General features: G+C 60.7%; 18 protein-coding genes and 1 pseudogene. 11 read left to right on the forward strand and 8 right to left on the reverse strand.

What is annotated here, in order from left to right:
• Nucleotides 1–3 precede the first annotated feature (3 nt).
• Complete coding sequence (locus TZ03_RS11055; protein WP_051097640.1) at nt 4–957, reverse strand: FecR family protein; 954 nt, start codon at nt 955–957, stop codon at nt 4–6.
• Nucleotides 958–1,045: 88 nt separating this feature from the next.
• Entirely contained in the window at nt 1,046–1,546 is a 501-nt protein-coding gene (locus tag TZ03_RS11060) for a sigma-70 family RNA polymerase sigma factor (protein ID WP_082056604.1), read from the reverse strand.
• A 212-nt stretch (nt 1,547–1,758) separates the two neighbouring features.
• Here TZ03_RS11060 and TZ03_RS11065 point away from each other — a divergent pair, with 212 nt between their 5' ends.
• Together TZ03_RS11065 and TZ03_RS11070 are read left to right on the forward strand one after the other, a co-directional pair.
• A complete protein-coding gene (locus TZ03_RS11065; RefSeq protein ID WP_051097642.1) occupies nt 1,759–3,036 on the forward strand; it encodes a bifunctional O-acetylhomoserine aminocarboxypropyltransferase/cysteine synthase in 1,278 nt (425 codons plus the stop codon).
• 64 nt (nt 3,037–3,100) lie between these two features.
• Nucleotides 3,101–3,865, forward strand: a complete 765-nt coding sequence (locus TZ03_RS11070) for a hypothetical protein (protein WP_051097643.1) — start codon at nt 3,101–3,103, stop codon at nt 3,863–3,865.
• Nucleotides 3,866–4,153: 288 nt separating this feature from the next.
• Here TZ03_RS11070 and TZ03_RS11075 read toward each other — a convergent pair whose 3' ends face one another.
• Together TZ03_RS11075 and TZ03_RS30055 are read right to left on the reverse strand one after the other, a co-directional pair.
• Nucleotides 4,154–5,347, reverse strand: coding sequence for an ATP-binding protein (locus tag TZ03_RS11075; protein ID WP_051097644.1), 1,194 nt, complete (start codon nt 5,345–5,347; stop codon nt 4,154–4,156).
• Nucleotides 5,348–5,428: 81 nt separating this feature from the next.
• A pseudogene (locus TZ03_RS30055) lies at nt 5,429–5,512 on the reverse strand (phosphohydrolase); the annotation flags it as partial.
• A gap of 209 nt (nt 5,513–5,721) precedes the next feature.
• Between TZ03_RS30055 and TZ03_RS11080 the strand changes: the two are divergent.
• The 3 genes from TZ03_RS11080 to TZ03_RS11090 all read left to right on the forward strand — a co-directional run bounded on the left by TZ03_RS11080 (nt 5,722) and on the right by TZ03_RS11090 (nt 9,020).
• Nucleotides 5,722–7,422: an FAD-dependent monooxygenase gene (locus tag TZ03_RS11080; protein ID WP_051097645.1), complete on the forward strand. Its 1,701-nt coding sequence runs from the start codon at nt 5,722–5,724 to the stop codon at nt 7,420–7,422.
• Between the two features lie 11 nt (nt 7,423–7,433).
• A complete protein-coding gene (locus TZ03_RS11085) occupies nt 7,434–7,616 on the forward strand; it encodes a hypothetical protein (protein ID WP_051097646.1) in 183 nt (60 codons plus the stop codon).
• A gap of 63 nt (nt 7,617–7,679) precedes the next feature.
• Nucleotides 7,680–9,020: an MFS transporter gene (locus tag TZ03_RS11090; protein ID WP_051097647.1), complete on the forward strand. Its 1,341-nt coding sequence runs from the start codon at nt 7,680–7,682 to the stop codon at nt 9,018–9,020.
• A 516-nt stretch (nt 9,021–9,536) separates the two neighbouring features.
• Here the strand turns inward: TZ03_RS11090 and TZ03_RS11095 are convergent.
• Complete coding sequence (locus TZ03_RS11095) at nt 9,537–10,928, reverse strand: amino acid permease (protein ID WP_051097648.1); 1,392 nt, start codon at nt 10,926–10,928, stop codon at nt 9,537–9,539.
• Nucleotides 10,929–11,008: 80 nt separating this feature from the next.
• Nucleotides 11,009–11,833 (reverse strand): phytanoyl-CoA dioxygenase family protein, encoded by an 825-nt coding sequence (locus tag TZ03_RS11100; RefSeq protein WP_051097649.1) that lies wholly within the window; start codon nt 11,831–11,833, stop codon nt 11,009–11,011.
• A gap of 138 nt (nt 11,834–11,971) precedes the next feature.
• Between TZ03_RS11100 and TZ03_RS11105 the strand changes: the two genes are divergently transcribed.
• From TZ03_RS11105 to TZ03_RS11130, 6 genes are all read left to right on the forward strand, one after another.
• Nucleotides 11,972–12,880 carry a LysR family transcriptional regulator gene (locus TZ03_RS11105; protein WP_051097650.1) on the forward strand — a complete coding sequence of 303 codons (909 nt, stop codon included), beginning with the start codon at nt 11,972–11,974 and terminating at the stop codon, nt 12,878–12,880.
• Nucleotides 12,881–13,056: 176 nt separating this feature from the next.
• Nucleotides 13,057–13,884, forward strand: coding sequence for a helix-turn-helix transcriptional regulator (locus tag TZ03_RS11110; RefSeq protein WP_053388427.1), 828 nt, complete (start codon nt 13,057–13,059; stop codon nt 13,882–13,884).
• Between the two features lie 201 nt (nt 13,885–14,085).
• Nucleotides 14,086–14,265: a hypothetical protein gene (locus TZ03_RS11115; RefSeq protein ID WP_051097651.1), complete on the forward strand. Its 180-nt coding sequence runs from the start codon at nt 14,086–14,088 to the stop codon at nt 14,263–14,265.
• A gap of 293 nt (nt 14,266–14,558) precedes the next feature.
• Nucleotides 14,559–14,909, forward strand: a complete 351-nt coding sequence (locus TZ03_RS11120) for a metalloregulator ArsR/SmtB family transcription factor (RefSeq protein WP_051097652.1) — start codon at nt 14,559–14,561, stop codon at nt 14,907–14,909.
• Nucleotides 14,910–14,928: 19 nt separating this feature from the next.
• Nucleotides 14,929–16,218, forward strand: coding sequence for an arsenic transporter (locus tag TZ03_RS11125; protein WP_051097653.1), 1,290 nt, complete (start codon nt 14,929–14,931; stop codon nt 16,216–16,218).
• Nucleotides 16,219–16,228: 10 nt separating this feature from the next.
• Complete coding sequence (locus TZ03_RS11130) at nt 16,229–16,699, forward strand: arsenate reductase ArsC (RefSeq protein WP_051097654.1); 471 nt, start codon at nt 16,229–16,231, stop codon at nt 16,697–16,699.
• 205 nt (nt 16,700–16,904) lie between these two features.
• On the opposite strand, the gene TZ03_RS11135 is transcribed toward TZ03_RS11130, so the two are convergent.
• Together TZ03_RS11135 and TZ03_RS28655 are read right to left on the reverse strand one after the other, a co-directional pair.
• Nucleotides 16,905–17,162, reverse strand: coding sequence for a hypothetical protein (locus tag TZ03_RS11135; RefSeq protein WP_051097655.1), 258 nt, complete (start codon nt 17,160–17,162; stop codon nt 16,905–16,907).
• 285 nt (nt 17,163–17,447) lie between these two features.
• Complete coding sequence (locus TZ03_RS28655) at nt 17,448–17,645, reverse strand: hypothetical protein (protein WP_082056606.1); 198 nt, start codon at nt 17,643–17,645, stop codon at nt 17,448–17,450.
• Between the last annotated feature and the right edge of the window lie 132 nt (nt 17,646–17,777).

The following is a 17,777-nucleotide window of genomic DNA, read 5'->3' on the forward strand; positions in this document are numbered from 1 at the left end:
AGATCAAGGTTTGCTCAGCACCAGCAACCAGGGCCCATAGCTGCGCACCTCGCCACCATGGGGCCGGATCACCGCCCGCAGGGCCGCCTCAGGTTTATGTAGGTCATAAACGCCAGTGACACGCTTGTCACCCAACGCATCATCGCGCAGCACCACCTTGCCCGGCAGATACCGCGCCAGCTCTTGCACCAGTTCGGCCACACGCTGGTCATTGGCAATCAACTGCCCCTGGCGCCAGGGCGCCGCCTGCGACGGCACGAAGGTCTTCATCTGGACGATGCCATCGACATAACGCAGCCGTTCCCCGGCCGTGAGGGCATCCGAGAGCACGTGCGCATCAGCAGTGTCCTCGACCCGCACCGAACCATGCTGCACATCTACGCCCACCCTGCCCGGCCGCAGTTCAACGTTGAAGGCCGTACCGGTCACCGTCACTTTGACCGCCTCGGCACGCACGTGAAACGGCTTGGTCTTGTCGGGCTTCACCTCAAAGAACGCCTGCCCGGCCAACAGCTTCACGTCCCGGTAATTGCCGGAGTAGTCCACGGCGATGGCGGTGTCGCTGTCCATCTGCACCACGCTGCCGTCGGCGAGCGTAACGTCGCGGGTCTCGCCCTGAGCAGTACGGTAGTCGGCCTGCAAGCGCAGGTTCAGGGATGGCGCCACGGCCACCAGCAAGCAGGCCGCCACGGCGCCGCCCAGCCACCAACGACGGCGGCGGACAGGCAACTGCATCACCGTAGCCTTGGGCCAGTGCTCGGTCGTAGTCGGTGCCAATTGCCCGGTCAGTTGCCAGACCTTCTCGGCCTTGCGATAGGCCTCGGCATTGGCCGCATCGCTAATGCACCATTGCTCGAACTCGCCACGCAGCTGCGTATCATGCGGCGCCTGCTGCAGGCGCAGGAGCCAGTCCAGAGCCTGCTCGCGGAGGCTGGAGGTGAGGTCTGCTGACGTCATGTCGGGCATGGCTCCTGGGGGCTCGGGGACACGAAGGGTCGCACAAAGCCACCCCGTTGAGCAAAAGACGCAGCAACCGAACGTTTTTTCACAGGTCATCCTCCAGGCGTGCCATGCAGTGGCTGAGGGCGTCGCGCACCAGCTGATGCACCAGGCTGACGGAAACGTTCAGGTGCGTGGCCACCTCCTGCAGGGTATGCCCACCCAGGCGGTGCATCTCGAAGGCCACACGAGTGCGCTGGGGCAATTCCTCGAGGGCGCGGCTGATGGCACTGAGTTCATTCTGCTGGGTGACAGCTTGCTCGGGCGAGGCACTGGTGGAAGGCAGCTCGGCGAGGATCTCGTCGCCGCCGGGCTGGGCCTTTTCGGTGGCACTGCGGCGGGTCTGGTCGAGGGCCAGGTTGCGCACGATGCGGTACAGGTAGCTGGCCGGGTGGCGGATATCGGCATCCTCCTGCTGGCGGCTGAAGCGCAGCCAGGCTTCCTGCACCACATCCTCGGCGCGGGCGCGACAACCGACGATCGGCGCGGCATAGTCAAGCAATGCCGCCCTGTGGGCCAGATAGAGCTGGAGTTTTTCGTCTGCCACAAGATGGATTGCCAGAATAATCGAGGCAGCGATATTATTCGCAGTCGAGAATCATTATCAACTGTTAATTTATTTTGCCTCTTCTGTCTCCTGGCATTCAGATTGCTACGGCAGGCTGAATACGCTTCAAAGGTACCACCACGACATCCTTGACCCGCTTCAATCCACCGCCGCATGCTTATCGCTTCCACCCACGCTCAAGGAACGATTGCATGAAGCTGGAAACTCTCGCCATCCATGCGGGCTTCAGCCCCGACCCGACCACCCGCGCGGTGGCCGTACCGATCTACCAGACCACCTCCTTCGCCTTCGACGATACCCAGCACGGTGCCGACCTGTTCGACCTGAAGGTGGCCGGCAACATCTACTCGCGCATCATGAACCCCACCAACGACGTGCTCGAGCAGCGCATGGCTGCCCTGGAGGGCGGGGTTGGCGCGCTGGCGGTGGCCTCGGGCATGGCGGCCATCACCTACGCCATCCAGACCGTCGCCGAGGCTGGCGACAACATTGTCTCGGTGGCCAAGCTGTACGGCGGCACCTACAACCTGCTGGCCCACACCCTGCCGCGCATGGGTATTCACACCCGCTTCGCCGCCCATGACGACATCGCCGCCCTCGAAGCGCTGATCGATTCGCGTACCAAGGCGGTGTTCTGCGAGTCCATCGGCAACCCTGCCGGCAATATCGTCGATATCGCCGCACTGGCCGAGGCCGCCCACCGCCACGGTGTGCCGCTGATCGTCGACAACACCGTGGCCACCCCGGTACTGTGCCGACCGTTCGAGCATGGCGCCGATATCGTCGTGCACTCGCTGACCAAATACATCGGCGGCCACGGTACCAGCATCGGCGGTATCGTCATCGACTCCGGCAAGTTCCCCTGGGCCGACAACAAAGAACGCTTCGCCCTGCTCAACACCCCCGACCCGTCCTACCACGGCGTCACTTACACCGAAGCCTTCGGCCCCGCCGCCTTCATCGGCCGCTGCCGCGTGGTGCCATTGCGCAACACCGGTGCCGCGCTGTCGCCGTTCAACGCCTTCCTGATCCTGCAAGGCCTGGAAACGTTGGCCCTGCGCATGGAGCGCCACACCGAGAACGCGCTGAAGGTCGCCCGCTACCTGCAAGCCCACGAGCAGGTGGCGTGGGTGAAGTATGCAGGGCTGCCCGACCACCCCGAGCATGAGCTGGCCCGGCGCTACACCGGCGGCAAGCCGGCGTCGATCCTGTCGTTCGGCATCAAGGGCGGGCAGGCGGCTGGCGCGCGCTTCATCGATGCGTTGCAGTTGGTAGTGCGCCTGGTCAACATCGGCGACGCCAAGTCGCTGGCCTGCCACCCCGCCTCCACCACCCACCGCCAACTCAACGACGAGGAACTGGAGAAGGCCGGTGTGCCACGGGACATGGTGCGCCTGTCGATTGGTATCGAGCACAGCGACGATATCATCGCCGACCTGGCCCAGGCCCTGGCGGCCAGCCGCGGTTGATTCACCCGCGCCCCACCCAATGCCGACGGCGGGCGCATCTTCATCCAGCCTGGGTACACTCGCAATGACCCTGTTCTACCTGAAACTGATTGTCACGCCCCTGCTGATGTGGGCAATCTCCCTGGCCGCGCGGCGTTGGGGCGGCCTGTTGGGAGGGCTGCTGTCCGGCATGCCGATCACCTCGGGTCTGGTGATGACCTTCCTGTGCCTGGAGCAAGGCACGGCCTTCGCCTTGGGCGCATTGCCTGGAGCCTTGGGCGGCCTGGCGGCGGTGCAGGCCACCTACACCTTCTATCTGTTGGCCACGCGCAGGCTCGGTGTCGCCTCGGCCGTGCTGCTGGCGTTGCTGTTCTACGGTCTGGCCGCCTATGTGTTTACCCACTGGGGTAACCTGTACCTGTCAATTGCCGTGGCGCTGCTGCTGATCGGTGTACTGATACGCGCCAGCGGCCGCGAGCCCAGGCCGGACACCCTGGCCCGCCCCCGGCATCGGTTTTGGGAGATTCCACTGCGCATGGTGTCTGCCACTTGCCTGCTGATGGTCATCACCAGCCTGGCTAGCTGGTTGGGCCCGGCGACCAGCGGGATGCTCGCGCCGATACCGGTGATAGCCTGGCCTCTGGTGGTGTTCGCCCATGTACAAAGCGGGCGGTTCGGGATGGCGGCGATGGTGCGGGGTAATGCGATTGGTGCGGTGGGGGTGATCGCGTTCTACCTGGTGTTGGCGGGGCTGCTTGAAGCGTGGGGCGTGGCTATTACCGTCAGCTTGGCCATGATTTGCGCCGTGGTGCTGACTGTTGGGCTGGCCACTGTGTTGCGGCGGCGTTGATACGCCAATGGGGCTGCTGCGCAGCCCAATATCGATAGTCTAGCGAGGGCCCTGTGGGCGGGCTTGCCCACGAAGCAAACGCTGCGATGGATGGCACGGGCTCCGCCCGTGTTCGCGGGCGAGCCCGCTCCCACATGGACCGCGCAAGCTGTTTAGATTTGAGGAAGTCAGTTGCTCCCACAAAGCACTGCCAGATCACTGGATTGAGGACGACATGGACCATCAGATTCAGATTCGCAGGGCATACCAGTAAAAAACTTCCCCACCACACGCTTTGCGGATATTCCGCTAAACAACCCGCCAATCCTCGCCCGGCATGATACGCCGCATGAACTCATCAAACAGCGGCACCGTGAATGCCGTATCACCGTGATTCGGGCTGTAGATCATCCCCTTGTCAATCAATGCACTGCGAAGCGGCGCGAGTGTGGAAACCTTTCGCGCCAGGCTGGCCGCGATATCACCAGAACGATGGGGGCCGGGGCCCAGATCGGCCATACCGCGCAGGTATCTCTTTTCCGCAAGCGTCAGTCGATCAAAACGAACCCGAAAGAAGCTTTCATCCAGCGTGGCGATCGCTTGTTCGGATGCAGTTTCCACATCAGCTCTGGTGATGGGGCTCTGCATGGCTACATCCCAGGAATGCTTACCCCACTCCTGCAAGAAATAGGGATAGCCCTGCGAGTGCGCCAGCACACTTTCGAGCGCAGCTTCTTCGAATGCCACACCTTCTTCTTCTGCAGGCTGCACTATCGCGAACCTTGCCGCGTCAGGGGTAAGCGGGCCGATTTCAGGGAAGTCGAACAGCCGCTCCGCATAGGATTTCGCGTTGCCGCACCGCCCCCGCAACTGAGGCAAGCCAGCCCCCACCAACGTGACAGGTAACTGGCCTTGGGCGCAGCGATGCAAGGCGGTGATCAACGCGGCCAACTGGTCCTCAGCGACGTACTGCAACTCATCGATGAACATCACAAGCGCAGTGTCTGCACGTTGGGCTGCCTTGCCGGCCTCTTCCAGCAACGTCGCCAAGTCGCCTTCTAGGTCGCCGTTATCAGCCAAGCCAGGCTCCGGGTCGAGGTCCAGGCCCACCTCGATGTCTGCGTAGGTAACCTTTAACGATTTTGCAAACCCCGAAAGGGCTCGCAACCCCCGCTGGGCAAGGTCCCGCGCGGCGTCCACGCGGCTCAGGCGTAGCAGCGCCAGGCGCAGTTGAGGTGCCAGCAGAGCGGGAAGCGAGCGACTTTCCGGCGCTTCCATACGAACGGCATGCACGCCTTCAGCCTCGGCTTCGATACGCATCTTTTCGAGCAGGACCGTCTTGCCTACGCCGCGCAGGCCAACCATCAGCACGCTCTTCGCCGCCCGACCACGGCGAATGCGGGCAATGGCGATGCTCACCTGCTTGAGCAATGCGTCGCGACCGGCCAATGCCGGGGGCGGCGCTCCCGCGCCTGGGGAATAGGGGTTGGCGACTGGATCCATAGGTTTATACCGAGGTTACCAAGGTTATGAATTTTTCATAACTTAGCTAATCTTGATTGAATCGGCAATCATCCCGTGCGCACAGTTATGCAGCACAGTCGCCGCAAGCAGCACTTCCAGATCGCCCCCTTCTACCCGCTGGATCCGCTGCGCATTGACCCGAACGCTTCGCTGGTCATCTTCGGTACGTTCCATTTCCGTTGGGTGCGACAGCACAAAGGCGCATCGAGATGCTCGATGCTAAGCCACCCGTCTACCGGGAGGCAAAACTGTGAGCGATGCAATTGTCCCCTGCAGGGGACATCACGCGCAGCGGCCTCGAGTACAGTCATTCGCACACCTGAATACCTACAAGAATAAGGATGTGCATAGCCATGCATCAGCCTCACAGCGAGCCACGCCGCTCCCTCTATTTCAACTACCAGGTCTTCCCTGCCCACACTGCCAGCGTCGGTGCCGCCTGCCCGGAACGCAAACCAGTCGTGGTGGTTGGCGCCGGCCCGATCGGCCTGACCACAGCGCTGGACCTCGCCCGCCATGGCATCGCCTGTGTGGTGCTGGCGGCGGAACGACAGGTGAGCGAAGGCAGCCGGGCGATCGTGTTTACCCGGCGATCGATGGAAATCTTGCAGCAGGTCGGTGTCGCCGACCGAGTCTGTGAAATTGGCTTGCCATGGAGCTGTGGCAATTCGTACTACCGCAACCAGCGGGTGTTCCGCATGGAGAACCCGCACGATCCAGACGACCGCTACGCGCCCATGACCAACCTGCAGCAGCCCTGTCTGGAGCAGTTTCTGGCCGAGGCCGCCGAGGCCAACCCGTTGGTGGAGCTGCGCTGGGGCAACCGCGTGACCGGTTTGGCGCAGCATGACGACTTCGCCCGCCTGAGCATCGATACCCCCGTCGGCAGCTATGAGCTGGACGCTGACTGGGTAGTTGCGGCTGACGGCGCACGTTCGACATTGCGCACGCTGCTGGACCTGAAACTCGAGGGTACCGCCTACGAAGGCCGCTTCGTCATCGCCGACATCAAGATCGACCTGGGCCTGCCCACCGAACGCCTGGCCTATTTCGATCCGGCCTGGAACCCGGGCAACACCGTATTGATGCATCGCGAACCAGGCGATATCTGGCGCATCGACTACCAACTGCCGCCAGATGAAACCCCGGAACAGGCGCTGCAGCCCGAGTCCCTGCGCGAACGCATCAATGCCCAGTTGCAGATGCTTGGCGTGGAAAACCCAGAGTGGGAAATGGACTGGAGTTCGGTGTATTCAGCCCGCGCCCTGACCCTGCCGGACTACATTCACCAGCGCGTGATATTCGCCGGGGACGCGGCCCACCTGTTGCCGATTTTTGGCGTGCGTGGCGCCAACACCGGGTTCCAGGATTGCCATGGCCTGGTGTGGAAACTGGCCCTCACCCTCAAGGGCCTGGCCGGCCCCAGGTTGCTACAGTCGTACTCCCGCGAGCGCGTGAGTGCCGCGCGGGAAATCATCAGCGAGGCCGGCAAGAGCACCCGCTTCATGGCGCCACCCACGGCGGGTTACCGCCTGGTACGTGATGCGGTGCTGTCCCTGTCGCTGACCCAGGCGTTCGTTCGCCCGCTGTACCACTGGCGTACCTCGCGGCCACACGATTACGCGGACTCTGTGCTCAATTGCCAGGCGGACGACAACCAGCGCTTCACGGCCGGGCCGCGCAACGGCGCACCACTGCTGAATATCCGCCTGGCTGAAGACGACTACCTGTTCGACCGCCTGGGTGCCAGTTTCTACCTGCTGTACTTCACCGACAGGGACTGCATCCCCAGCGACGTAGTCGAGCAGGCGAACGTTATACGCAGCAGTGGCCTGCCCTTGCAGATCATCGCGGTTGCGCAAAACGGCCAAGCCACCATCAGCGGCGCAGATCAACAGCTCGACGACGCCAGCGGCCACATCGCCGCCAAGTATGGCATCACCCGCACTGGCGCCTATCTGGTGCGCCCGGACCAGCACATCAGCGCCCGCTGGCTGCAGCTATCTGCTGCACAACTGCAAAGCGCCATCGACACCGCCCTGGGCAAGCACTGAGAGGAAGCGCCATGAATACCCTTACCGCAACAGACCTGGAAGTGGTTTACGACGTACTGGCAGACGCCCTGGACCAGGCCACACCGGCCAAGGCCGAGCTGTTCCTGGCCAAGCTGGCGCTGCTCAGCGCGCATGCACTGGGCGATGCCCAGGCCTTTACCGAACTGACCCGGTCGGCGCTGCAAGACCTGTAGCAACTGCCGTTGCCAAAGCACCGGAGCCGGTGCCGCTGAAACCAATAATAATCAGGCGCCCACATGCACCAGAACACTGCCCCCATTACCACGCTAAAAACCGCCAGCAGCGCTGAGCAAGCCGTGATGCGCAAAGTCTCCAGGCGCCTGCTGGGCTTTCTGTTCCTGTGCTTTGTGCTGTCGTTTCTCGACCGCATCAACATCGGCTTTGCCGGCCTGACCATGATGGGCGACCTGGGCCTGAGCAGCACCCAGTTCGGCATGGCCACCACGCTGTTCTACATCGCCTATATCGCCTGCGGCATCCCCAGCAACATGGCCTTGGCCAGGGTTGGCGCGCGCAAATGGATTGGCAGCCTGATGATTGCCTGGGGGCTGGCCTCGACCGCGACCCTGTTCGCCACCGATGCCGGCAGCCTGTATGTGTTGCGGATTCTGGTCGGGATTACGGAAGCTGGTTTTCTGCCTGGCGTGCTGCTGTACCTGACGTTCTGGTTCCCGGCGGCGTACCGGGCACGTGCCAATGCGCTGTTCATGATCGCCATGCCGTTTACCGCAGGCTTCGGCTCGGCACTCTCGGGGCTGATACTGAGCCTGGATGGCGTATGGGGCTTGCACGGCTGGCAATGGCTGTTCCTGCTTGAAGGCATGCCTTCGGTGGTCATGGGCTTCGTGGTTTTCGGCTACCTGAACGACACGCCCGGCCAGGCTCACTGGTTGAGCCCGGAAGACAAGCAACAACTGCAGCAGGCCCTGGCCGCTGATAAGCCACTGGCGACCCAAACCGTAGCGGCGGAACACGGCAGCCTGCTGCGCGAAATGCTTTCGCCCACCGTGCTGCTGTTCAGCCTTGTTTACTTCTGCCTGGTTAATACGTTGGCGATGATCGCCGTGTGGACGCCGTTGATCATCAAGAGCATCAGTGCCGCCGACAGCAGCAACAGCACCATCGGCTTTCTGGCAATGATTCCACAGGTGTGCACCATCATCGGTATGGTGCTGTGGGGGCTGCATTCCGACCGCAGCCAGGAACGCAAATGGCACCTGGTGCTGCCCATGCTGATGGCTGCTGCCGGCTGGCTGTTTGCTGCATATGCCGGTAACCCGTTGGTTCAGTTGTGCGGTATCTGCATGGCCGCCACCGGCTCGTACACTGCCATGTCGATCTTCTGGACTACGCCGGACCAAGCGCTGTCGTTCGAGGCGCGGGCAATCGGGATTGCGGTGATCAATGCGTTCGGCAATATCGGCTCGGCGCTGAACCCGCTGGTGGTTGGCTGGTTGAAGGACCTTACCCAGAGTTTTACCGCCGGGATTGTCTATACCACGGTGTTGCTGGCGTTGGGAGCGCTGTTGACCTTGCTGCTGCCCCTGCCAACCTCAAGGCATGCACAGGTCCTGTAGGATCAGGTTTACCTGCGAACACCGGCGCAGCCGGTGCCAAACACCGCGCTGGATTCTTCGCGGGTGAACCCGCTCCCACAGGGACTGCGCCTGCCTGAAGGCTGTGGTGATCCTGTGGGAGCGGGCGTGCCCGCGAACACCGGCGCAGCCGGTGCCAGACACTGCGCTGTATTCTTCGCGGGCTTGCCCGCTCCCACAGGGACTGCATCTGCCTGAAAGGCTGTGGTGATCCTGTGGGCGTGCCCGCGAACACCGGCGCAGCCGGTGCCAGACACTGCGCTGTATTCTTCGCGGGCTTGCCCGCTCCCACAGGGACTGCGCCTGCCTGAAGGCTGTGGTGATCCTGTGGGAGCGGGCGTGCCCGCGAACACCGGCGCAGCCGGTGCCAGACACCGCGCTGGATTCTTCGCGGGCTTGCCCGCTTCCACAGGGACTGCATCTGCCTGAAAGGCTGTGGTGATCCTGTGGGAGCGGGTTCACCCGCGAACACTGCCGGACGGCTATTAGTTCGAGGCCTCAAGCGCTGGCAGACACTTGCCGTGGCGCACGCACACCCCACAACCAGTACCCCAGGGACAACAGGACCAGCCAGCCAACCCCGACATACATGGCTGTGCGGCTGGCCGGGAACCAACCAAGCACACCAAAAATGAATACCATGAACGCAATCGCGCAGGCCGGCCCTACCGGCCACAGTGGCATACGATAATCCAGTGCCGCCGCCTCTTCCTTGCTCATGCCCCGGCGCATGGCCACTTGTGACAGCAGGATCATCAACCAGACCCAGACAATGGAGAACGTGACCACCGCAGCAAGAACCAGGAACAAGTCTTCCGGCACCAGGTAGTTCAACACCACGCCCAAAAGCAGCGCCACGCCCATTACAGCAACCGTCATCCACGGCACACCGAAACGCGACAGTGATGCGAAGCCGGCAGGCGCCTGACCGTTCTGCGCCATGCCGTACATCATGCGCCCGGCACTGAAGATATCGCTGTTGATCGCCGAAACAGCAGCGGAAATCACCACGATGTTCAACACGGTTGCCGCAGAGCTAATGCCCAGGCCACTGAAGATCTGCACGAACGGGCTACCGTGGCTGCCAATGCTGGTCCATGGATAAATGGCCATAAGTACGAACAGGGTAAGGATGTAGAACAGCAGAATACGCAGCGGCACCGAGTTGATTGCTTTCGGCAGCACGCGCTTTGGGTCCCTCGCCTCGCCTGCGGTAATACCGATCATCTCGACCCCACCAAAAGCGAACATCACCACAGTGAAAGAGGCAATCATTCCGCCAATACCATTGGGGAAGAATCCGCCGTGGCTCCAGAGGTTCGAGACGGCGGCAACAGTGCCCGCATCGTTGTCCAACTGGATACCCAATAACAGCACAGCCGCCCCTGCCACGATCATGGCAACGATAGCGGTCACCTTGAGCAGCGACAGCCAGAACTCCATCTCGCCGAACACTTTCACGCTGCACAGGTTCAGTGCCCCGATAAACAACACGATCCCAAGCACCCAGATCCAGGCGGGCGTATCGGGGAACCACAGCCCCATGTAAACGCCAAACGCCGTCACGTCTGCCAGGCACACCACCAACATCGAGAAGGCATAGCTCCAACCTGTCAGAAAGCCGAAGTAGCGCCCCAGGTACTGGCTGGCATAGTGGCCGAACGACCCTGACACCGGGTTATGCACCGCCATTTCGCCAAGGGCGCGCATCATCATGTAAATGGCTGCGCCACCTATCAGATAGGCAAGCAACACCGAAGGCCCGGCCAGTTTAATGGCCGATGCCGAGCCATAGAACAGCCCTGTACCGATAGCAGAACCCAATGCCATGAAACGAATATGCCGGGTAGACAAACCCCGCTTGAGCTGGTGTGAGGATTGAGCGTTCATAGATACCTTCTTGGTTTTATTATCAGGTCCGCACAACGTAGATGCCGTGCGGTTTCATCAGGCACGCACTCTTTCAATCATCAAGCCCTTGGCCACAGCACCGGGAACAGTTCATGGTTCATCGGGGCACCGCTGGCCAGTTGTGTTTCAAGCCCGGGGAACTGAGGTGAAGTTTTCCACTGGCGCGGTGCGTGAGTAACGTCGTCGCCCAGGAACCGCACCGAGAAGGCACGCCGCCGACGATTGCCGCCGACACCACCGGAGGCATGCAAGGTCAGCATGTGGAAGAACACCGCGTCGCCAGGGGAAAGTTCCCAGCCGAGGATGTTCCAGGCACTGCGGTCGGCCTCGATATCCGGCAAGTCCGCCAGGCTGCCTTCCGGGAACCATCTGGCCTGGCTATCAAGGAAACTGCGCGGCATCAGCCACGGCCCAAGGTGCGAGCCGCCGACAAATTCAAGGGTGGATTCCCGCGCAACAGGGTCGATGGGCATCCACATGCTGCAGTTCTGGCGCCCATCGATGTTGTAATAGGGTTGATCCTGATGCCAGGGCGTTCGCTGGCGGGTGTTGGGTTCCTTGACCAGCAGGTGATCGTGATAAAGCCGGGCGGTTTCGCTGTTCATCAATTGAGCGGCAACGCTACCTACGCGGCTTTCGAAGATGAACTGGCGATAGGCTGAAATATCGCCCCAGTTGCAGAAATCTTCGAAGAACCAACCTGGGTCATCCGGGCGACTGGCCACCTTGGCGCGCTCACTGGGGGCTTTCAGATTCTGTTCGATACCGGTTTCGAGCAGTGCAACTTCTTGCGGCGTGAACAAGTTACGCACGCAAACGGCACCGTCACGCTGGAACGCCTCGATGGTTTCATCGCTTAGTTGAAATTCGGCGGACTGTTTCATTTAGCACCCTTTAGTCTTTTTATTGGGCAACAGCACCACTGCCAGGTGTTAAGCGGAGCAAGCAAGGTGCGCAGCGAGTATTGCGTTTTGGCACCAATAGGAAAAGAATATATTTCCTAATTCCGAGTATAGGAAAACATGATAGGTTTCTCGTTCAGGCAATTGGAGTACTTCGTCGCCGTGGCCGAACATGGCAGCATCAGTGCTGCAGCGAGGGCCCGGCATGTTTCACAGCCCTCGGTATCGGTGGCGATTGCACAGCTTGAAGAGGCGCTGAACGAGCGGCTGTTCCGGCGCCAGGTCAGCCGCGGGCTGGAGCTGACGTCAGCGGGCACCCGTTTACTGGCCCAGGCACGCGACATCATTGGGCTGGCCATCGCCATGAATCAGCAGGCGGACACCCCACGAGGTTCACTACGCGGCAACCTGTCGCTTATCTGCTTCCAGGACTTGGGCCCTTATTACGCGCCACGGCTGTTGTCGGGCTTTCGCAAGCAGTACCCCGAGGTCGAGGTAACGCTGTTCGAGACTGACCTGGCAGACGTACACCGCCACCTCAGCGCCGGTAAAGCCGAGCTTGCACTGACTTACGACATAGGCCTTGAGCCCTCGCTGCCGCGCCAGGTACTGGCTGAGTTGAAACCCTACGCGTTGATTGCCACAGACCATCGGCTGGCCCACCTGGCAGCGATACCGCTGCATGAACTGGCGCAAGAATGTTTGATTCTTGAGGACATCGCACAAACACGTGAGTATTTTCTTTCACTGTTCTGGGCGCATAACCTGCAACCGCGTACCCAGCAGTTTACCCAGACCTTCGAGATGCAAAGGGGGCTGGTTGCGCATGGCTATGGGGTTGCCTTGTCGTGCACCCGGCCTGCTGGTGACCACTGCTATGACGGTACCCCGCTGTTGTGCCTGCCCTTGCTGGAAGAGGTGTCGCCACAGAAGGTGGTGCTGGCGCAGTCAGGTGCGATGCACCCGTCGCCGGTAGCCGAGGCGTTCAAGGATTGGGTGGCTCGGGAGATAGCAGACGGGGTGAGCTGAATTTGCCCACATTGTCACAGGCTTTCGCGAACACCGGCGAAGCCGGTGCCACCCATCGCGTCGCCTGTTTCGCGGGCGCGCCCGCACCCACAGGCTACACCCCTCACTGACAAATTGGTTATCCTGCCCAACAGTCCAAAACAATAAGTCCTGCCTTGCCCCCAGGGAGTAACAGCATGGAATTCTGGCCATTACGCCCAACCACTACCGACTTCCGCCTGAGCATCGAGCAAACCGCTACCCTGCTCTCCCGCACCCGCGAAAGCCACGGCAAGCTGCTGGCCGCCGACATGCTGAAACTGGTCAGCGCCCAGGTTCCCTTGGCCCAATGCACCATTTTCGCCTACAGCCCCAACCGCAGCCCGCAAGTCATTTCCTTCGCCGACAGGGCGCGAATGATCGAGCTACCCAGAATCTCCAGCAACTACGCCGAACGCTTCTACAGCATGGATGGCAACCAACAGGCCATGACCGCGCGCCCCACCCTGCCGACCGTCGACCGCATCATGGTGCAACGTCAAGGCATCGAAGACATCACCCATCGCGACTACCGCCGCATCTGCTACGAGCTGCCGCAAATCTCCGAACGCGTCGCCCTACTTACCCACTGCGATGGCAACCGCTGGCTGTCGGTGAACCTCTACCGCGGCCGAGAACACGGCCGCTTCTCACCCAACGAGATAAATGTCATCGAAACAGCCGCCCCACTGATCGTACAAATCTCGCGCCTGCACTACCGGGCTTATCTGGAAGCCAACGAAATGCCGGTCCTGCTCAGTGAGCGGGTTATCAGCCTGTTCCCGGAGCTGACCCGGCGTGACCGGGAGTTGCTGCAGTTAATGCTGGCCGGCTGTGAGGCCGAGGCCATCAGCGCGAGCATGGGCATTCAGCTGTCGAGTGCGGCCACTTACATCAAGCGGCTGTACCGCAAGCTGGGCATTTCCGGGCAGCGCGAGTTGTTGGCGCTGGCTACCCAGCGCAAGTGGTCGAGCCAGGTTCACTGACGGCCTTCTATTTCAAGGCTGCCATCGAGTGGTCAACGGCCGCATTTGCGGCTCAGCCCCTATCCAGGCCGGGCCTTCAACTGCGTTGGTCTGGAGGATGCAGCCACAATGCCAAAAATGAATTTGCTATGATCCCCCGTCATTTCCACTGGGTGAGCTGCCTGCTCATGCCAGCCATTTGCAGCCTGCCGGAAGCCCCCGATGAACAAAATGATCCTGCCCTTCGCCATCTTCTTCACCGTGCTCATCACCGGGACGATCGCCGACCATTACGGCCTGGAGGGCAGCTGGAAAATCGGTCTGCTTTGCCTCGTGGCTGCCGTGGTGCAAATCGCTATTACCCGTTTCCAACGCGCACAGCGGCAGAAAACCCAGCAGTAAATACCGTTGGCTGACCCGGCAAGTGCAGCCGGCTTGGTGATCACATTACGGGGACTTTTCTTTCACTTAATTTTCACGACCCAGTGGGCAGTATCCAAGCTATCCCTACGTGATAGTTCTTGCCCGCTTCGGCGGGCTTTCTTTTGCCTGCATGGCGGAATCTCTACCTTACTGCGCGAAGAAGACGCTGAAGACAGACTTACTTGCTCGCCTAATGCAGGATAAGCACCTTCCAATGGCGATGATATATCTGTAAATTCGCATATACGAAAAAGCAAATATGCAGGTTGGTCATGCCCATTCAGCCCCACACCTTCTTCAAATGCCTCGGTGACGAAACCCGCGCCCGGATCATGCTCATGCTCGCTGCTGAGGGCGAGTTGTGCGTCTGCGAACTGATTTGGGCGCTCGACGACAGCCAGCCGAAGGTCTCCCGCCACCTGGCTCAGCTTCGTACCTGCGGGTTGCTGGAGGATCGTCGGCAAGGCCAATGGATTTACTACCGCCTTCATCCGGAACTGCCTCAGTGGGCAGTGGATGTACTCCAGGCAACGTTTGAGGCTAACCGTTCCTGGCTTGGCGATGACCAAGATCGCCTTGCTTCCATGGAAGGTCGTCCGGTGCGCCAGGTTTCCTGTTGCTAAGTGTTTTTGGAGACCTGACATGTTGCTGGCAGTTTCTATTTTTCTGGCCACGCTGGTACTGGTGATCTGGCAGCCCCGTGGGCTTGGCGTGGGTTGGAGTGCGTCTGCCGGAGCGGTGCTTGCACTGCTGACTGGCGTTGTTGCTACCAGCGATATCCCGGTGGTCTGGCACATTGTGTGGAACGCAACGGCCACGTTCATCGCGGTGATCATCATCAGCCTCCTGCTGGATGAGGCAGGCTTTTTCGAGTGGGCAGCGCTTCATGTCGCTCGGTGGGGTCGAGGCAGCGGCGCACGCCTGTTTGCGTTGATGGTGATCTTGGGGGCAGCGGTCTCGGCGCTATTTGCCAATGATGGTGCAGCATTGATTCTGACCCCCATCGTGATCGCAATGCTGACCGCGCTGCGTTTCAGCCCTGCCGCTACCTTGGCATTTGTGATGGCTGCCGGGTTCATTGCAGATACGGCCAGCTTGCCTTTGGTGGTCTCAAACCTGGTGAACATCGTTTCCGCCGACTTCTTCGACATTGGCTTCGCTCGGTACGCTTCGATCATGTGGCCGGTGAACTTGGTCAGTGTCGTTACGACCTTGGGCATGCTCTGGTTGTTCTATCGAAAGGACGTGCCGCTGGCGTACTGGCCCGAAGAGCTACGGCGACCAGAAGAGGCCATCAAGGATCGCCATACATTCATCGCTGGTTGGTGGGTGCTGCTGCTTCTCCTGGTCGGCTTGTTCGCCCTTGAGCCGCGTGGCATTCCTATCAGTGCCGTCGCCGCCGCATGCGCTTTGGTGCTCCTGGTAATTGCCGCGAAAGGGCATGTGATCTCGACACGCAAAGTGATGTTCAACGCACCTTGGCAGGTCGTGTTGTTTTCACTTGGCATGTATCTGGTCATCTACGGGTTGAAGAATGCTGGGCTGACTGAAGGGCTCAGCTCGCTGCTTGGCACCTTTGCCGATCATGGCCTGTGGGCTGCCACACTGGGCACCGGCTTCACCGCCGCGCTGCTGTCATCTGTGATGAACAACATGCCCAGCGTGCTGATCGGTGCCTTGTCGATTCAGGGCAGTGGAGCAGCTGGGCTCGCACATGAAGCCATGGTGTACGCCAACGTCATCGGCTGCGACTTGGGCCCGAAGATCACCCCCATCGGCAGCCTAGCCACGTTGTTGTGGCTCCACGTCCTGGCTCAGAAAAATATCCGCATCACCTGGGGTTACTACTTCAAGGTTGGCTGCGTACTCACCTTTCCCATTCTGCTTACGACACTGGCAGCACTTGCCGTGCGCTTGAGCATCAGCGTGTAGGAGTTACCTTATGAAGGTCTTGTTCATGTGTACGGCTAATAGCTGTCGCAGCGTTCTGTCCGAAGGACTGTTCAACCATGTTGCGCCGGACGGCTTCACGGCCATCAGTTCGGGCAGCTTCCCCAGCGGCAAACTCAATCCACGTGCGGTGAGCACTCTGCAAGGATTGGGTATCGACACCTCCGACCTGTATAGCAAGGGCTCAGAGGCGTTCGCCGACGCGCCACCCGATATCGTTATCACAGTGTGCGACAAGGCAGGTGGCGAAGCTTGCCCGGTGTATTTTGGCCCAGCCATCAAGAGTCACTGGGAGCTGTCTGACCCATCGGAGGTGGACGGCAGCGACGAGACTATCCAGGCCGCATTCGACGCAACGGTTGGACACATCAAAAGGCGTTTCGCAGCGTTCTTCACGCTGGATCTGAAAACGCTTCAAGGCGCCGATCTGAAGCAGGCTTTGGATCGGATCGGAGCACTGTGATGAGCGAGTTCGATATAGTCAGACTCCTTTGGTGTTGGGATATTTACCAGCCTCAGCAGGCTCCTTCATCCCCCTCCCGGATTAACTCGACTACGACGCCATTCAGCTGCCCCTTAGTCCGCATAGCAGAGCGGGCTTTTCTTTACGCATGCTTTGCGGATGGCCGCAGGAGCTGACTGCGACCATCGTCAGGCTGGGCCTACAGTCAGGCGCGGATCACCTCGAGGCGATCCCGACCCGCCTGTGTGATGGCGTTCTCCCCTTCATCGCTAATGCGATACCGTCCGGACACCATCTTGGTTATTGAGAACCGGACCAGCCCGCTTTTCGATAAGGCTTCGCCCGCTTCGAAGCTCATTGCCTGCTCCAAGTCGAAGATCTTGATTTCTCCGATTTTGTAGCGGGCAAACGCTACCAAGGCCTTATCCAATTCTTGTTGGCTGATCTTTCGAGCGACTTCCATTCGACCTCCCAGGTCATGAGAGCCCCGGTCCGTGGGATTGGAGGCAACGAACCGGGTGGTTTGTTGAAGGCGGACCGTACTACGCCACCACAGAAGTCGCTACTGGCTTTCCATCCACGCTGGATGGGTGGGCAGGCCATCAAGGCCTGGGCAAAGGAACACGAGCCACAGCCCCCGCTGCCTATCGGGCCTCGCATCAAGCAGGGGGTAATCATGAAGATCTACGATTACGACCCAGCCAGCTACCGGGCCAAAGAAGATGGCTGTACCAATGATAGCCGGAGCTCAACGCTTGCCGCCGAGGACGGGTGGTAAGGCCGTGAAGAACCAATAGATCCCGGTTCCTAACACCAAGGTCCACCGGCTTTCAGGGTTGAGAAACATCCCGACCACACCAAGCGCGATCAGCGCCACTCCGGCGCGCCGCCTGCGATTCGGATTGAACCACACCTGAAACGCCCGAAGCCTCTCACGCAACCGCATCACCATTCTCCCTGTTTGGTAAGCGGCGAAGCATATCACCCCTATTCATCTGGAGGTCATCAGGGAGCCGGCAAGCCTGACCGGCAAGGATCTGCTCCAACGTTCCGGGGCGGCGCCTACGTCGACGGGTCA

It is taken from the genome of Pseudomonas sp. 10-1B (assembly GCF_000935045.1).
Lineage (GTDB): Bacteria > Pseudomonadota > Gammaproteobacteria > Pseudomonadales > Pseudomonadaceae > Aquipseudomonas.

Coding starts and splice junctions, on each gene's coding strand:
- TZ03_RS11055 (WP_051097640.1), bottom strand. CDS start 957: ATGACGTCAGCAGACCTCACCTCCAGCCTCCGCGAGCAGGCTCTGGAC.
- TZ03_RS11105 (WP_051097650.1), top strand. CDS start 11,972: ATGATAGGTTTCTCGTTCAGGCAATTGGAGTACTTCGTCGCCGTGGCC.
- TZ03_RS11085 (WP_051097646.1), top strand. CDS start 7,434: ATGAATACCCTTACCGCAACAGACCTGGAAGTGGTTTACGACGTACTG.
- TZ03_RS11120 (WP_051097652.1), top strand. CDS start 14,559: ATGCCCATTCAGCCCCACACCTTCTTCAAATGCCTCGGTGACGAAACC.
- TZ03_RS11130 (WP_051097654.1), top strand. CDS start 16,229: ATGAAGGTCTTGTTCATGTGTACGGCTAATAGCTGTCGCAGCGTTCTG.
- TZ03_RS11080 (WP_051097645.1), top strand. CDS start 5,722: ATGCATCAGCCTCACAGCGAGCCACGCCGCTCCCTCTATTTCAACTAC.
- TZ03_RS11090 (WP_051097647.1), top strand. CDS start 7,680: ATGCACCAGAACACTGCCCCCATTACCACGCTAAAAACCGCCAGCAGC.
- TZ03_RS11075 (WP_051097644.1), bottom strand. CDS start 5,347: ATGGATCCAGTCGCCAACCCCTATTCCCCAGGCGCGGGAGCGCCGCCC.
- TZ03_RS11115 (WP_051097651.1), top strand. CDS start 14,086: ATGAACAAAATGATCCTGCCCTTCGCCATCTTCTTCACCGTGCTCATC.
- TZ03_RS11065 (WP_051097642.1), top strand. CDS start 1,759: ATGAAGCTGGAAACTCTCGCCATCCATGCGGGCTTCAGCCCCGACCCG.
- TZ03_RS11125 (WP_051097653.1), top strand. CDS start 14,929: ATGTTGCTGGCAGTTTCTATTTTTCTGGCCACGCTGGTACTGGTGATC.
- TZ03_RS11110 (WP_053388427.1), top strand. CDS start 13,057: ATGGAATTCTGGCCATTACGCCCAACCACTACCGACTTCCGCCTGAGC.
- TZ03_RS11070 (WP_051097643.1), top strand. CDS start 3,101: ATGACCCTGTTCTACCTGAAACTGATTGTCACGCCCCTGCTGATGTGG.
- TZ03_RS28655 (WP_082056606.1), bottom strand. CDS start 17,645: ATGCGGTTGCGTGAGAGGCTTCGGGCGTTTCAGGTGTGGTTCAATCCG.
- TZ03_RS11135 (WP_051097655.1), bottom strand. CDS start 17,162: ATGGAAGTCGCTCGAAAGATCAGCCAACAAGAATTGGATAAGGCCTTG.
- TZ03_RS11100 (WP_051097649.1), bottom strand. CDS start 11,833: ATGAAACAGTCCGCCGAATTTCAACTAAGCGATGAAACCATCGAGGCG.
- TZ03_RS11095 (WP_051097648.1), bottom strand. CDS start 10,928: ATGAACGCTCAATCCTCACACCAGCTCAAGCGGGGTTTGTCTACCCGG.